The organism is Jeongeupia sp. HS-3, assembly GCF_015140455.1.
GTDB lineage: Bacteria > Pseudomonadota > Gammaproteobacteria > Burkholderiales > Chitinibacteraceae > Jeongeupia.
In genome coordinates this window covers 1,976,342-1,990,377 of record NZ_AP024094.1, presented here as the reverse complement: position 1 = coordinate 1,990,377, position 14,036 = coordinate 1,976,342, and the positions used below count along the sequence as shown (strand labels likewise).

Below are 14,036 nucleotides of genomic sequence, written 5' to 3'. Positions count from 1 at the left end.
GACGCGCAGCCCGGCTGCCGCCGACCGGCGTGTCTGGTGTCGCACACTTGCCAAGGCGGGCGCTTGCAGCAACACTGCGCCGGGAACGAACCGCCCCGACGGGCGGTCTGGCTATCTTTGAGGAGGAATCATGGCGTTTTATTTCCGGGCCGACGATGTGCCCGAACTGCGTGGCTTGTCGAAGTGGGATCAACGCGTGCTGTTGCGCGGTACGTTTTTGAAGGAGCGGGCGATTTCGACCTTGCTGCTGCTGGTGCTGGTGATCGGCTCGATCCAGTTCGTGATCAATCCCATGCTCGAATCGTTTTCGCCGGGTTTCCAGCACAACACGCTGGCCTACGCCGGGGTGCTGATCGTCTGGCTGCTGGCGCTGATGAGCGCACGCGACATCGTGATGATGAATATCCTGCGTCCGAAGATCGCCGCCAAGCGCGTCGAGCAACAGGCGGCCGAGCTGGCTGCGGTGAAGGCCGCGAACGAAGGCGATGCGGCCGAGTAAGTCGCTGGTCGTCTGGGCGCTGCTCGCCGCGTGTGCGGGCGTCGCCCAGGCGGCGACGATCGCCGTCGATGTCGGCCATTATCTGGCCGCGCCGGGGGCGACCAGCGCCTACGGCGAGAGCGAGTTCGGCTACAACCTCGCGCTGGCGCAGGCCGTGGCCAAACGGCTGCGCGCCGACGGCCATGTGGTGCTGCTGATCGGCGCCGGCGGCGATATGGACAATCTGTGGAGCCGCCCCGCGCTGGCTGCCGGTGCCGAGCTGTTCATTTCGATTCATCACGATTCGGTGAACGAGCGCTATCTGTCGAACTGGGCCGTCAACGGTAAAACCTGGCGCTACAGCGATATTTCGCGCGGTTACTCGGTGTTCGTGTCGCCGGACAACCCGGAGTACGCCGCCAGCCTCGCCTGCGCCGAAGCGGTCGGCGGGGCGATGAAGCATGCCGGCTTCAGCCCGAACCTGCATCACGTGCGCGATGCGTCGGGGGAGGGCTATACCGTGCTCGATAGCGGGCGCGGCGTGTATCAATCGTCCTTCGTGGTGGTGAAGTACGCGACCATTCCGGCGCTGCTGCTCGAAGCCGGCGTCATCATCAACCGCGACGAAGCGCTGACGATGAAAAAGCCGGAAACACGCCGCAAGATTGCCGACGCGGTGGCGTCGGCAATGTCCTGCTTGCCGTCCGCATAAAAAAAGCCCCGCCGGGCGGCAGGGCTGAGGATGGGAAAGACCCCAAGATGATGTCATTACCGTTGCAACGGATTCTCAGATGACGCCCTGCGCCAGCATCGCATCGGCGACCTTGACGAAGCCGGCGATATTGGCGCCGTCGACATAGCTGACGCTGCCGTCTTCGCGCTGGCCGTAATGCAGGCAGGCGGCGTGGATGCCCTTCATGATGTCCAGCAGTCGCGCATCGACTTCGTCGCGCGACCACGACAGCCGCATCGCGTTCTGGCTCATTTCCAGCCCCGAGGTGGCGACGCCGCCGGCATTGCTCGCCTTGCCCGGCGCGTACAGCACGCCGTGCTCGGTGAAGATGCGCACTGCGGCGGCGGTCGACGGCATGTTGGCGCCCTCGGCCACACAGATCACGCCGTTGGCGACCAGTTGCGCCGCATCCTGACCGTCGAGTTCGTTTTGCGTTGCGCACGGCATCGCCACGTCGACCGGCACATGCCAGGGGCGCACGCCGGCTTCAAAGCGCACGCCGGCGCGTTCGGCGTAATCGCTGACGCGGCCGTAGTGGCGGTTCTTGATGTCCTGCAGCAAGGCCAGTTTCTCCGGGGTGAAACCGTCCGGATCGATCACCGTGCCGCTCGAATCGGATACCGTCAGCACCTTGGCGCCCAGCGCCATGGCCTTCTCGATCGCGAACTGGGCGACGTTGCCCGAGCCCGACACTGCCACCCGCAGACCCGCGAGCGATTTCCCGGCGTGGCGCAGCATTTCCTCGGCGAAGTAGACGGTGCCGTAGCCGGTGGCCTCGGGCCGCATCACCGAGCCGCCGAACGACAGCCCCTTGCCGGTAAACACGCAGTCGTTGCGGTTGGAGAGCTTCTTCATCATCCCGGCCATAAAGCCGACTTCGCGCGCACCGACGCCGATATCACCGGCCGGGATGTCGGTATCGGCGCCGATGTGCCGGTAGAGCTCGGTCATGAAGGCCTGACAGAAACGCATCACCTCGCCGGGGCTCTTGCCCTTGGGGTCGAAATCCGCACCGCCCTTGCCGCCGCCCATCGGCAGGGTGGTCAGTGCGTTTTTCAGCGTCTGCTCGAAGGCGAGGAACTTGAGCACCGACAGGTTCACCGACGGGTGAAAACGGATGCCGCCTTTGTACGGGCCGATCGCCGAGCTGTGCTGGATGCGGTAGCCGCGATTCACGCGCACCTTGCCCTGATCGTCGACCCACGAGACGCGGAAGATCAACGCGCGCTCGGCCTCGATCAGCCGATCGAGCAGGCCGTATTCGGCATAGCGGGGGTGCTGTTGAATGAAGGGCCACAGGCTCTCGATGACCTCGGTGACCGCTTGCAGATACTCCGGCTGGCCCGGATTGCGTTCCGCAACAACAGAGAGAAATTCATTCACGTGCCCATACTTCATTCCCCACCCCTTTACATGGCATTTGGTACTTTTATGGAAAGTAAATAATACAGCTAATGAGCCGGCGACTCTTGATGCAACGCAGTCTTGCGCTGCAAACCGGAGTGATCAGGTTTCAAGCGGGCTGGAGTGCCCTTTTCAGCACCCGGCTGCCGTCGATGGCAATCCACGCGATCGAAACCGCCACCAGCCCCAGCGCAAGCCGCAGGCCGGCGTGCTGGGCGACAAAACCGATCAGCACCGGCCCGAGCAGCATGCCGACGTAAGCCAGCCGCGCCACGGCGGCGATCGCCTCGCCGGCGTGCATATCCGGCAAGCGCGAGGCGGCGACGAAGAAGATCGGCACGAGGTTGGCGCAGCCCAGACCCATCAGCAGGAAGCCGAACAGCGCCGCCCACGGATTCGGCCACGCCAGCGCCAGCACGATGCCGGCCACGCCGACGATGCCGCTGGTGCTCAGCAGTTTCAGCATCCCCATGCGCGCGCGCAGCGCATCGCCTGAGAAACGCCCGATCGCCATGCCGCCGGAGAAGGTCGCGTAGCCGAAGCTGGCCAGCGTGACCGATTTCGCGACGTCGCGCAGGTAGATTGCCGTCCAGTCGTACATCGCGCCCTCGGCAACGAGGCCGAGGAAGGCCAGAAAACCGATCACCCACAGCAGCCGGCCCGCATGCGCGTGCTTTTGCTGCCCGCCGGCCGCAGCACTTGCCGGATCGGCGATCAGCCTGGGCCGCGCGAGCACGCCGGTGATCGCGATCAGCACCCCCATACCAACGAAATGCAGCCACGGCGGCACGCCGAGCGAAATGATCACACCGCCGACGCTGGCGCCGACCATGCCGCCGACGCTGAACAGCCCGTGCAGCGTTGACATGATCGGCTTGTCGCCGCCGGCCTCGACCGTCGCCGCCTGCGCATTCATTGCCACGTCATACGCGGCGTTGGCGACGCCGAAACCGATCAGCACCAGTAGCGTCAGCCAGAAGCTTGGCATCAGCATCAACAGTGCCGTCGTTGCGGCAAAGCACCAAGCCGAGACACCGACGACCTTGTCGCTGCCGAGCCGGGCGATCAGCTTGCCGACGGGCTGCATTGCGACGATGGCGCCGAGTGCCACCGCGAACATCGCCACCGACAGCCACGCCGGCGACAACGCAAAGCGGTCGCGCAGCGTTGGAATATGAATCCCCCAGGTGGCGTAAGTGGCACCGGCGACGAAAAACAAGGCCATGGTTGCCAGACGGGGGGCGTAACGCGGCGCGTTAGCGCAGCTTTGGACGTGTCGCTGCATGGGGCTGAACCGTTCTGGATAGATAAATGCTGAGGCCATTGTCGCACCGATGCTGCGGGCACAAGCGTGGCGCGCAATGTGGATATTGCCGCCACTACGCGCGCCGCAACGGCATAGTCGCGCGGCTTTGGTAGAATCTGCGCTTTCCCGTTTGCCGACCCCATCCGCCATGCGCACATCGCAACTGTATATCTCGACCCTCAAGGAAGCCCCGAACGAGGCCGAACTGATTTCGCACAAGCTGATGCTGCGTGCCGGCTTGATCAAAAAGCTCGGCTCGGGCCTCTATACCTGGATGCCGCTGGGCCTCAAGGTGCTGCGCAAGGTCGAAGCGATCGTGCGCGATGAAATGAACAAGGCCGGCGCGCAGGAATTGCTGATGCCGGCGGTACAACCGGCCGAGCTGTGGCAGGAAACCGGCCGCTGGGAACAGTTCGGTCCGCAGATGCTGAAAATCACCGACCGTCACGATCGCCAGTTCTGTTTTGGCCCGACGCACGAAGAAGTCATCACCGACATCGCCCGCTCCGAGCTGCGCTCGTACAAGCAACTGCCGGCCAATTTCTACCAGATCCAGGTGAAATTCCGCGACGAAATCCGCCCGCGTTTCGGCGTGATGCGTGCGCGCGAATTCACCATGAAAGACGCGTACTCGTTCGACGCCAGCTTCGAAGGCCTGCAAGTCACTTACGGCAAGATGTACCAGGCGTACTCGAACGTGTTTACCCGCCTTGGCCTCAAGTTCCGCGCCGTTGCCGCCGACACCGGCGCGATCGGTGGTTCGGGCTCGCACGAGTTCCACGTGCTTGCCGATGCCGGTGAAGACCTGCTGGCCTACTGCCCGGATTCGGATTTCGCCGCCAACGTCGAGCTGGCCGAAGCGCTGGCGCCGACCGCGCCGCGTGCCGCCGCCACCGAGACACTGCGCGATGTCGATACGCCCAAGCAAACCACCTGCGAAGACGTCGCCAAGCTGCTGGAGATCGGCATCGAGAAGACCGTCAAGCTGATCGCGCTGATTGCCGGCGCCGACCAGTTCGTGATCGCGCTGATCCGTGGCGATCATTCGCTCAACGAGGTGAAGCTGTCCAAGGTCGACGGCATCGGCGAATTCCGCTTCGCCACCGATGAAGAAATCCGCGCCAAGTTCAACTGCCCGCCGGGCTTCCTCGGCCCGGTCGGCATTGCGTCCGACATCAAGGTCATCGCCGACCGTACCGTCGCGGCGATGAGCGATTTTGTCTGCGGCGCCAACAAGCCGAAATTCCACATCGCCGGCGTCAACTTCGGCCGCGATCTGCCCGAACCGCACGTCGTTGCCGATATCCGCAACGTCGTCGCCGGTGATCCGAGCCCGGATGGCAAGGGCGTGCTGGAGCTGTGCCGCGGCATCGAAGTCGGCCATATCTTCCAGCTGCGCACCAAGTACTCGGCCGCGATGAACTGCACCTTCGTCAACGAGAACAACCAGCAAGAGCCGATGGAAATGGGCTGCTACGGTATCGGTGTCTCGCGCATTGTCGCCGCCGCGATCGAGCAGAACTACGACGCGCGCGGCATCGTCTTCACCCCGGCACTGGCGCCGTTCGCCGTCGCCGTCGTCGCGGTCGGTTATCACAAGTCCGAAGCGGTGAAAGCGGCGGCCGATGCGCTCTACGCCAAGCTCACCGCCGCCGGCGTCGATGTGCTGCTGGACGATCGCAACGAGCGCCCGGGGGTGATGTTCGCCGATATGGAACTGATCGGCATCCCGCACCGCATCACCATCGGCGACAAGGGTCTGGCCGACGGTCTGGTCGAGTACGTTGCGCGTGCCGGCGGCGAGATGCAGAAGGTGATCGTCGGCGACGCTGTTGCCTTCGTGCAGCAGCAATTGGCATAAATCGTCATCCGGCTTGCCGGTATCGCGAACGGGGCATAGCGTTTAACGCTGGCCCCGTTTTTTACGAAAGCTTCAATCGATGTTCTGCACCATGAAAAAAATCTCCCTCGCGCTCGTTCTTGCCGTGTTCGCCGGCGCGGCCTTTGCCGGTGCGCAGCGCGAAGAAGCGCTGTCGTCGTCGGTGCAATCGGCGATGTCGCGCGCCATTGGCGACGGTGCCAAGGCCCGGCTGATTTTTGCTACCCAGGCCGAGGCCGATGCATGGCTGGCCGAGATGAGTGCCCGGCTCACCAAGCGGATTCCGGATGAATTCATGCGTCGCAAGCTGCTGATCGCGGTGCAGTACGAGGCCACGCGCGCCGGGCTTGATCCGCAACTGGTGCTGGGCTTGATCCATATCGAGAGCGGCTTCAACCGCTACGCGATCAGCCCGGTCGGCGCGCGCGGGCTGATGCAGGTGATGCCGTTCTGGCAGCGGCAGATCGGCGCATCCGACCAGAACCTCCTGGACGTGAACACCAACCTGCGCTACGGCTGCACCATTTTGCGTCACTATCTTGATATCGAAAACGGCGATCTGTTTCGGGCGCTGGGCCGCTATAACGGCAGCCTCGGCCGCGCCGAATATCCGAACCTTGTCTACGGGGCGTGGAAAAACTATGCGTGGAGCGGGACGGGCAATAGCGTCGCGCAGCGTTGATTTGCCCGGCTTGCTTATTATGACGGCGCGACAACGCGGCGAAGCGATTCGGGCTTAGCATCGACGCTTATCCAACGATCCTGCGAGTTCCCCATGCGTCAGCGCCTTAATCTGATCCTGCTTGGCGTTGCCGATGTACAAAAATCGGTCGACTTCTATCAGGCGCTCGGCTGGCAACGATCGAAGGCCGGCTCGGAAGGCTTTGCCCTTTTTGATCTGGGTGGCATCGCGCTGGCGATCCAGTCGCGCACAGCCTTCGCCAAGGATGCCAATTTCGATCAGCCGCAGGGCAGCGGTTTTGCCGGTTTTGCCTTGGCGTATATCGCACGAACAGCCGACGACGTGTACCGGGTGATGCAGAAGGCCGAAGCACTCGGCGCGACCATCGTCAAACCCGCGGTCGCCAATCAATGGGGCCATGCCGGTTATTTTCGCGACCCTGATGGGCATCTGTTCGAGGTGCTGTATGAGGATGGCTGGAAGTTCGATCAGCACGACAATCTTATTCTGTAAACGCCACCGCGCGGTCGCGGCGGTTTCAAACAGGCTTACTCGCACTTGCCGGTCTGTCGGGCCGGCTTTTTTGCGCCTATTGTTGGCCGTACCTGTTTGTGAGGATAGCCCCATGCCGATCTGGTTTCGCCCGTTTGTCCCTGCCGATCTCGATGCGATGTGCGCCAATACCGCGGTCGAGCATCTGGATATCCGTTTCACCGAAGTGGGTGACGATTATGTGGTGGCCACCATGCCGGTCGATCACCGTACGGTGCAGCCGATGCGGCTGCTGCACGGCGGGGTGTCCTGCGTGCTGGCCGAAACGCTAGGCAGCCTGGCGAGCAATCTGATCGTTGATACGTCGACCCATCTCGCCGTTGGCACCGAGATCAACGCCAGCCATGTGCGTTCGGCGTCGAGCGGCCGGGTGACCGGTACGGCGCGGCCGATCCGCTTGGGCCAAAGCCAGCATGTCTGGGAAATCCGCATTGACGATGAGGCGGGGCGTTTGATCAGCATCGCCCGGCTGACCAACGCGATCATCCAGCGGCCTTAGCCGGTAATTTGTCGCAAGTTGCCGGATTGGGCCGGCTTATGCCTGCCGGGTTGATCTGGGGCGAAGCGTCCAAGCGCTCGATCTGCCACGCTGGCAGGATTGACGGCAAGGTGGAGGCGGCGATGAAGTGGATGCATGCACTGGTGGGGCGGGAGCGCACGCGCGAGGCCGACCAGACGCTGGGCCTGTCGCTCGCCTTTGTCGCCGGAGCCGCCAACGCCGGTGGTTTTCTGGCGGTCGGTCAATATACCTCGCATATGTCGGGCATCGTCTCGGCCATGGCCGATCAGCTGGTGCTGGGGAATCTGAAACTGCTGCTGGCCGGGCTGGGTGCTTTCATCTGTTTCGCTGCGGGTGCGGCAACCTCATCGTTGTTGATCAACTGGGCGCGGCGGCGGCGTATGCACAGCGAGTACGCGCTTTCCTTGCTGCTCGAAGCCGTGTTGATGCTCGGGTTTGGTTTGCTGGGTGGCTGGCTCAGTAAACTCAGCGGCTTCTTCTTGCCGTTTACGGTGATGTGGTTGTGCTATCTGATGGGCTTGCAGAACGCCATCGTTACCAAGTTATCAAGCAAGCGGATTCGCACCACCCACGTTACCGGGCTGGTCACCGATATCGGTATCGAACTCGGTCGCCTGCTGTACTGGAACCGCCATAGCGATGCTGCGGGGATGCCGCGCGTGGTGGCCGACCGTAGCTTGCTGGCGCTCAATCTTGGCTTGTTGAGCTTGTTTTTCTCGGGCGGGATTGTCGGCGCGTGGGCGTTTCAGCGTGCCGGTTTTGTTGCCACTGTGCCGCTGGCGTTGTTCCTGTTGCTGCTGGCGGTGATGCCGGTGTGGGAGGACGTACAAGTGCGCGGGCGCTTGCTCAGGCTGCGGTATTCGCGCCGCTGAGCGGACGAACGGCCATTTATTCGTCATCTAGTCATTGATTAACTTGAGTTTTTTGCCTTCTTTGCACCTAAATGGTGAGTGAACCATGCGGTTCGGTTTTGCCTTCGCGATGCTAGGGGAGCGAAGGTCTCCCCATATCCTGCAAGGAGGCGTCAAGATGGCGTTCAATCTGATTGAGGTTTTGCAAGGCGCAGCGGGGCCGGTTCTGACCGGTTTTGCCAGCAAGGCACTGGGCATGGATGCCGCGACGGCCAGTTCGGTGATCGGGCAGGTCTTGCCCGCGCTGGTCGGCGGGGTGGTCAAGCAGGCCGGGGATCCACAAGCGGCGCGCGGTTTGTTTGATCTGATCTCCGGCCCCAAGGTTGATGGGGGCCTGTTGCAAAGCCCGACCGTGCTGGCTGGTGACGACAACGTGCTGGCCGGTGTTGTGGAAAGCGGCAGGCAATTTCTGCCCGCGCTACTGGGCGGGCAGGCCGATAGCGTTGCCGGTGCGATCGCGACCAAGGCCGGGGTATCGGCGGGTTCGGCAACCTCCTTGCTGGCGCTGGGGGCACCGATGCTGCTGTCCTTGCTCAAGTCCAAACTGGGGCAGACCGGCGGTGGCTATGCGGGCTTCCTGGGCATTCTGGGTGAGCAGAAGGGCTGGCTGGAAAAACTGCTTGATGGCCCGCTGTTGCAGGCGCTCGGGGTGGGCAGTTTTGCCGGATTGTTCGGCGGCCTGACTTCGCATGCCGGCGCGGCGCTGGGCGCGGTGGCCGATGCTGGCGATGCGGCCAAGCGCAAGATTGGCGGCGCGGTCGAGTCGGCCGAGGCCGCCGTGAAATCTCGCGTACCGCGCTGGTTATGGTGGCTGCTGCCCTTGCTGATACTGGCCTTTATCGCATTGCGCTACTGCGGCACCCCCAAGGTTCCCGATATCCCCGAGGTTGACGTCAAGACACCGGTGGCATCCATGGTGGCCAGCGCACCGGCGCTGTTCAAACTCGCCGGTATTGAGATTGATGTGCAGTTTGGCACTGATAGTGCGGCGATCGAGCCGAAATACCATGCTTCGCTGGACAAGCTGGCCAGTGAGCTGAAGGCCAGTGGCAAGCAGGGCGAGATCGCCGGGCATACCGACAACGTGGGCGACGCATCGCACAACAAGGCGTTGTCCGAGCAACGTGCTGCGGCGGTACGCAATTACCTGATCGCCAAGGGTGTGCCGCCCGATACGCTGACTGCGGTGGGTTACGGTGATAGCCGACCGCTGGCCGACAACAGCAGCGAGGACGGCAAGCGTCAGAACCGGCGCATCGAATTCGTCGCCAACTGATCAAACCGAAGCCAAAACAGCAACGCGGGCCAGGGGCCCGCGTTGCATGCATTCATGGTTTTACTTGGGCAGCTTGTCCGGTTCGATCAACCTGACGTAGCCGCCCTCCAGCGCGATCAAGCCATCGTCGACCCACACATTGAGTTGTTTGTTGACGCTCTCGCGGCTGGCGCCGACGAGGTTGGCGATTTCCTGCTGGGTCAGTTTCAGATCGATCAATACGCTACCATCACGATCGCTGCCGTGCTGCGCGCCGAGCTGGCGCAAGGTCTTGGCCAACCGTTGCGGCAGCGGCAGAAACAGCGTGTCCTGCAAAAGCTCGTCGGCACCGCGCAGCCGGTGGCACAGGGCGGCGATCAGCTGGCGCATCACCTTCGGGTGTGATTCCAGATGCTGCATCACCGCGTCGCGGCGCAGCACCAGCAGCTCGCACGGCTCCAGTGCTTCAACGCTGGCGGTACGCGGGCCGCCGTCGAGCATGGCGACTTCGCCGAATACTTCGCCGGCTTCCAGAATCGCCAGCGTGGCCTCGCGGCCCTCATCGCTGGTGCGCAATACCTTGAGCCGGCCGTGCAGCACCGCATACATCGCGTCACCACCGTCGCCCTGGGCGACGATGATTTCCTTGGCGCGCACGCTGCGCGGCTGCGCATGCATGGCGAGTCCGGCGAGCTCATCGTGCGACAGCTCGCAAAACAGGCTGCTGCCCGACAACAGTTTGGCCTTATCCATATGTCCTCAGTCGCCGAAGACGGCGAGTACCGGCGTGTGGTCGGAAGGGCGTTCGTTCTTGCGCGGCTCTTTATCGATCTCGCAAGCCGTCAGCTTGGCCGCCAGTGTTGCCGTCACCAGTAAGTGGTCAATGCGCAGCCCGGCATTGCGGCGGAAGCCGAGCATTCGGTAATCCCACCATGTAAACGATTTTTCCGGTTGCTCGAACGCCCGGAAGGCATCGGTCAGCCCCAGCGCGACGAGCTTGCCGAACGCTTCGCGCTCGGCCGGCGACACCAGCACGCCGCCTTCCCATTTTGTGATGTCGTGGACGTCGCGATCTTCCGGCGCGATGTTGTAATCGCCAGCGAGAATCAGTTGCGGGTGCTGTAGCAGCTCGGTCTTGAGCCATGCGGTCAGTGCTTCCAGCCAGCCGAGCTTGTACGGGTATTTGTCCGAATCAAGCGCCTGGCCGTTGGGGATATAGGCGCAGATAAAGCGCACGCCGGCGATGGTGGCGGTGATCACGCGCTTTTGCGGATCGTCGAAGCCGGGAATATTGACCACCACCTCGTCGATCGGCACGCGGCTGATGATGGCGACGCCGTTATAGGTTTTCTGCCCGGCGTAGACGACATGAAAACCAGCGGCTTCGATCTCGGCCTGCGGGAAGTTGTGGTCTTCGAGTTTGGTTTCCTGCAGCGCCAGCGCGGTCAGCTCGGGACGGCTGGCGAGCCAGTCGAGCACCTGCGGCAGGCGCACTTTCAGGCTGTTGACGTTCCAGGTGGCAAATTGCATGAGGCGGGTCGCAAGGCTGAAGAATGCCCTGATTCTATCAGGCCGGGCGCTTCTTGCCGGGCGGCGCGCTGCGCCCCCCGGCGGCAGGCACTCACAGCGCGTATTGCTGCAGTGTCTGCATCTGCTGCGCGGCCAGCTGGTCGAGCGAGTGCGCGCTGCTGCGGCTGCGCTCGGCGGCGGCGCTGGCCTGCTCGGCCATTTGCGCGATCCGTTCGATCTGGCCGGCGATGGTATTGCTGGCCGCGCCGTGCTCGCGGATCGACAAGGCGATTTCACCGACGACGTCCGCGGTGGCGCCGGCAGATTCGCCGATCCGGTGGATGGCCGAGTCGGTGGCATCGACCCGCTCGACCCCGTCACGGGCGTAGGTTTCGGCGGACAGCATCTTGTCGTTGGCACTGGCGGCGCTGAGGCGCATGGCCTCGATGGTGTCGGCGATCTGCTGCGTCGACTGGGTCGTGCGCTCGGCCAGCTTGCGTACTTCGTCGGCGACGACGGCGAAACCGCGACCGTTTTCCCCGGCGCGGGCGGCTTCGATCGCAGCATTCAGCGCCAGCAGATTGGTCTGGTCGGCGACCTCCTTGATCACCTGTACCACCGAGCTGACTTCGGCGCTGTGCGCTTCGAGCTCGCGGATGGTGGCTGCGGCGGTTTGCACCGCATCGGCGATGCTGCGGATGTCCTGCACCGTCTGGCTGACGGTGGCCGAGCCGGAGGCGGCCAGTTGACCCGATTGCGCGGCCATCTGCCGGGCATCGGTGGCGCGTTCGGCGACCTGGCTGACACTGACGGTCATTTCCTCGACCGTGGCGGCGATACTGGCCGATGCCTCGCTTTGTGAGCTGGCAGCAGTGGACACCTGTTCCGCCGATTCGTTGAGCGTACGTGCCGAGCCGGCGACCTCGCTGGCGAGCGCCATCATCGATTTGAGGTTGGCTTGCAGGCGGTCGAGCAGGCGATTGAATGCCGTCGCGGTCAGGCCGATTTCGTCATTGCGCTGCGCGCGAACGCGCTGGGTGAAGTCGAGCGTTTCGGCGACGTGTCTGAGTGTGTGCTGAATCGCCGACAGACCGGTGCGGATGTGGGCGAACAGTTGGCCGGCGAGGACGGCGGTCAGCAGCAGGCAGGCGAGCACCACGCCGATGGTCCAGCGCATGGTGTGCTCGTAGGCGGCGGCATTGGTCGCCGCCAGCGCTGCGGCTTCCCGCATATTGTGTTCGATATGCGTATTCAGTATCTGGTGCAGCTTGCTGCCGCGATTCTGGTTCAGCGCGAGGCGGGCACCGTCCAGATCGCGAGCACGCGAGTGCTCCAGCGCGGTGGCCAGCTGCGTGCGATAGGCGGCCCAGCCAGCCTTGTCGGCGGCCAGCAGGCGCTGGTCTTCGGCATCGAACACATAGGTTTTTGCATAATTTTGCAGTGCGGTATCGACCGTGACCAGACGCTGGTCGATGTCCTTCTGCCAGCGTTGCTGCTCGGCGGCGTTGGTGCTCAGTACATGCTTGTAGGCCGAAAGACGCAGGCTGTCGACACCATCCTTGGCGCTATTCAGTTCGGTGAAGCTGGCAAGGCTGCGGATCTGGACTTCGTCGAAACGCTGTTGCGCCTGCTTCAGTTGCCAGAGTCCGAAGCCGCCGATGAACAGCAGGGAAAACAAGGCGATGGCAAAGGTGAGAACCAGCCGGGCTGAGATGGTCATCTTGAAGCTCCACACACAAAAAGGTTCTTCTGTTATAGCGTCAGCCTTCTTATTTCTGTCATTTAACTTGCTTGAATCTTTTGCATGTCCGTCGAGCGGCAGTTATGGCTTGGCACTTGGTCTCTGACCGGGCGGGGGCGAGGTCGGCAATGGCCGGAGCTTGACCTGATCGCAGGTCCGCCTGTGGCAACACGGTAAACTGTCGGGTTGTCCATTTCGCCGGGGCCGCGACATGTCCGCCTTATCCGCCGCGCTCAAACCGTCAGCCCCTGGCTGGCAGCGCCGTCTGTACACGATCATTTTTGAAGCCGACACGCCGGCCGGCAAGTGCTTCGACGTCTGCCTGCTGGTCGCCATTGTGCTGTCGGTGCTCACGGTGGTGCTCGACAGCGTCGCCAGCATCCGCGCGCAGTGGGGCGGGGTGTTCACGGCGCTGGAATGGGGCTTTACGCTGCTGTTCACCGCCGAATACATCGTGCGCATCGCCTGCGTCGCCAGACCGTGGCGCTATATCACCAGCCCGCTGGGCTTGATCGATCTGCTGTCCATCCTGCCGACGTATATGGGCCTGTTCCTGCCGCAGAGCATCTATCTCACCGATATCCGCGTGCTGCGGCTGTTGCGGGTGTTTCGGGTGCTCAAGCTCGCCGGCTACCTCAATGCCAGCAGCGCGATCACCCAGGCGCTGGCGGCGAGCCGGCGCAAGATCATGATCTTTATCTACGTGATGCTGATGATGGCCATCGTGCTCGGCACGCTGATGTTCGTGATCGAAGGCGAGGCCAACGGCTTTACCTCGATTCCGCGCGGCATTTACTGGGCCATCGTCACGCTGACCACGCTCGGCTACGGCGATCTGACGCCGAAAACCGGCCTCGGCCAGGGTTTGGCGGCGCTGGTGACGCTGATGGGCTACGGCATCCTCGCGGTGCCGACCGGCATCGTCTCGGCCGAGTTCGCGCGGGTGCGCGACGACGAAAAACAGTTGTTACGCCGCTGTGGTGCTTGCGATTCGGCCGATCACGATGGCGATGCGCGCTTCTGCAAGGCCTGCGGCAGCAACCTGCCTGCCGCGACCCCGCGTTAG

14 protein-coding genes are annotated in these 14,036 nt (G+C 63.2%); 9 read left to right on the top strand and 5 right to left on the bottom strand.

The annotated features are described in order from the left end of the window. The first annotated feature begins 130 nt into the window (after positions 1-130). Both JLC71_RS09455 and JLC71_RS09450 read left to right on the top strand, forming a co-directional pair. On the top strand, positions 131-499 hold the full coding sequence (locus JLC71_RS09455) for a hypothetical protein (protein ID WP_200915186.1): 369 nt from the start codon (positions 131-133) through the stop codon (positions 497-499). Beyond that, positions 486-1,190 carry an N-acetylmuramoyl-L-alanine amidase family protein gene (locus tag JLC71_RS09450; RefSeq protein ID WP_200915185.1) on the top strand — a complete coding sequence of 235 codons (705 nt, stop codon included), beginning with the start codon at positions 486-488 and terminating at the stop codon, positions 1,188-1,190. Before JLC71_RS09455 ends, JLC71_RS09450 begins: the two co-directional genes overlap by 14 nt. Before the next feature lie 75 nt (positions 1,191-1,265). On the opposite strand, the gene gdhA is transcribed toward JLC71_RS09450, so the two are convergent. Both gdhA and JLC71_RS09440 read right to left on the bottom strand, forming a co-directional pair. After that, positions 1,266-2,609, bottom strand: coding sequence for an NADP-specific glutamate dehydrogenase (gene gdhA, locus JLC71_RS09445; RefSeq protein WP_200915184.1), 1,344 nt, complete (start codon positions 2,607-2,609; stop codon positions 1,266-1,268). A 115-nt stretch (positions 2,610-2,724) separates the two neighbouring features. Beyond that, positions 2,725-3,900 (bottom strand): MFS transporter, encoded by a 1,176-nt coding sequence (locus JLC71_RS09440; RefSeq protein WP_200915183.1) that lies wholly within the window; start codon positions 3,898-3,900, stop codon positions 2,725-2,727. Between the two features lie 169 nt (positions 3,901-4,069). Here JLC71_RS09440 and JLC71_RS09435 point away from each other — a divergent pair, with 169 nt between their 5' ends. The 6 genes from JLC71_RS09435 to JLC71_RS09410 all read left to right on the top strand — a co-directional run bounded on the left by JLC71_RS09435 (position 4,070) and on the right by JLC71_RS09410 (position 9,741). Then, on the top strand, positions 4,070-5,782 hold the full coding sequence (locus JLC71_RS09435; RefSeq protein ID WP_200915182.1) for a proline--tRNA ligase: 1,713 nt from the start codon (positions 4,070-4,072) through the stop codon (positions 5,780-5,782). Between the two features lie 91 nt (positions 5,783-5,873). Further along, complete coding sequence (locus JLC71_RS09430; RefSeq protein WP_200915181.1) at positions 5,874-6,482, top strand: lytic transglycosylase domain-containing protein; 609 nt, start codon at positions 5,874-5,876, stop codon at positions 6,480-6,482. Positions 6,483-6,575: 93 nt separating this feature from the next. After that, the gene (locus JLC71_RS09425; RefSeq protein ID WP_200915180.1) at positions 6,576-6,995 is read left to right on the top strand and encodes a VOC family protein; all 420 of its coding nucleotides are present in this window, start codon (positions 6,576-6,578) and stop codon (positions 6,993-6,995) included. Between the two features lie 112 nt (positions 6,996-7,107). Continuing rightward, a complete protein-coding gene (locus tag JLC71_RS09420; protein WP_200915179.1) occupies positions 7,108-7,533 on the top strand; it encodes a hotdog fold thioesterase in 426 nt (141 codons plus the stop codon). A gap of 38 nt (positions 7,534-7,571) precedes the next feature. Beyond that, entirely contained in the window at positions 7,572-8,426 is an 855-nt protein-coding gene (locus tag JLC71_RS09415) for a YoaK family protein (protein ID WP_236250850.1), read from the top strand. A gap of 157 nt (positions 8,427-8,583) precedes the next feature. After that, positions 8,584-9,741, top strand: coding sequence for an OmpA family protein (locus JLC71_RS09410; RefSeq protein WP_200915178.1), 1,158 nt, complete (start codon positions 8,584-8,586; stop codon positions 9,739-9,741). Between the two features lie 60 nt (positions 9,742-9,801). On the opposite strand, the gene JLC71_RS09405 is transcribed toward JLC71_RS09410, so the two are convergent. The 3 genes from JLC71_RS09405 to JLC71_RS09395 all read right to left on the bottom strand — a co-directional run bounded on the left by JLC71_RS09405 (position 9,802) and on the right by JLC71_RS09395 (position 12,949). Then, the gene (locus JLC71_RS09405) at positions 9,802-10,473 is read right to left on the bottom strand and encodes a Crp/Fnr family transcriptional regulator (protein WP_200915177.1); all 672 of its coding nucleotides are present in this window, start codon (positions 10,471-10,473) and stop codon (positions 9,802-9,804) included. A 6-nt stretch (positions 10,474-10,479) separates the two neighbouring features. Then, positions 10,480-11,250: an exodeoxyribonuclease III gene (gene xth / locus JLC71_RS09400; RefSeq protein ID WP_200915176.1), complete on the bottom strand. Its 771-nt coding sequence runs from the start codon at positions 11,248-11,250 to the stop codon at positions 10,480-10,482. Between the two features lie 91 nt (positions 11,251-11,341). Further along, complete coding sequence (locus JLC71_RS09395) at positions 11,342-12,949, bottom strand: methyl-accepting chemotaxis protein (RefSeq protein ID WP_200915175.1); 1,608 nt, start codon at positions 12,947-12,949, stop codon at positions 11,342-11,344. 232 nt (positions 12,950-13,181) lie between these two features. On the opposite strand from JLC71_RS09395, the gene JLC71_RS09390 reads away from it, so the two are divergent. Next, entirely contained in the window at positions 13,182-14,036 is an 855-nt protein-coding gene (locus JLC71_RS09390; protein WP_200915174.1) for an ion transporter, read from the top strand.

Bases quoted from the DNA above. Each gene is read 5' to 3' on its own strand.
- JLC71_RS09440 (WP_200915183.1), bottom strand. From the start codon at position 3,900: ATGCAGCGACACGTCCAAAGCTGCGCTAACGCGCCGCGTTACGCCCCC.
- JLC71_RS09425 (WP_200915180.1), top strand. From the start codon at position 6,576: ATGCGTCAGCGCCTTAATCTGATCCTGCTTGGCGTTGCCGATGTACAA.
- JLC71_RS09430 (WP_200915181.1), top strand. From the start codon at position 5,874: ATGAAAAAAATCTCCCTCGCGCTCGTTCTTGCCGTGTTCGCCGGCGCG.
- gdhA (WP_200915184.1), bottom strand. From the start codon at position 2,609: ATGAAGTATGGGCACGTGAATGAATTTCTCTCTGTTGTTGCGGAACGC.
- JLC71_RS09405 (WP_200915177.1), bottom strand. From the start codon at position 10,473: ATGGATAAGGCCAAACTGTTGTCGGGCAGCAGCCTGTTTTGCGAGCTG.
- xth (WP_200915176.1), bottom strand. From the start codon at position 11,250: ATGCAATTTGCCACCTGGAACGTCAACAGCCTGAAAGTGCGCCTGCCG.
- JLC71_RS09420 (WP_200915179.1), top strand. From the start codon at position 7,108: ATGCCGATCTGGTTTCGCCCGTTTGTCCCTGCCGATCTCGATGCGATG.
- JLC71_RS09395 (WP_200915175.1), bottom strand. From the start codon at position 12,949: ATGACCATCTCAGCCCGGCTGGTTCTCACCTTTGCCATCGCCTTGTTT.
- JLC71_RS09455 (WP_200915186.1), top strand. From the start codon at position 131: ATGGCGTTTTATTTCCGGGCCGACGATGTGCCCGAACTGCGTGGCTTG.
- JLC71_RS09410 (WP_200915178.1), top strand. From the start codon at position 8,584: ATGGCGTTCAATCTGATTGAGGTTTTGCAAGGCGCAGCGGGGCCGGTT.
- JLC71_RS09415 (WP_236250850.1), top strand. From the start codon at position 7,572: ATGCCTGCCGGGTTGATCTGGGGCGAAGCGTCCAAGCGCTCGATCTGC.
- JLC71_RS09435 (WP_200915182.1), top strand. From the start codon at position 4,070: ATGCGCACATCGCAACTGTATATCTCGACCCTCAAGGAAGCCCCGAAC.
- JLC71_RS09390 (WP_200915174.1), top strand. From the start codon at position 13,182: ATGTCCGCCTTATCCGCCGCGCTCAAACCGTCAGCCCCTGGCTGGCAG.
- JLC71_RS09450 (WP_200915185.1), top strand. From the start codon at position 486: ATGCGGCCGAGTAAGTCGCTGGTCGTCTGGGCGCTGCTCGCCGCGTGT.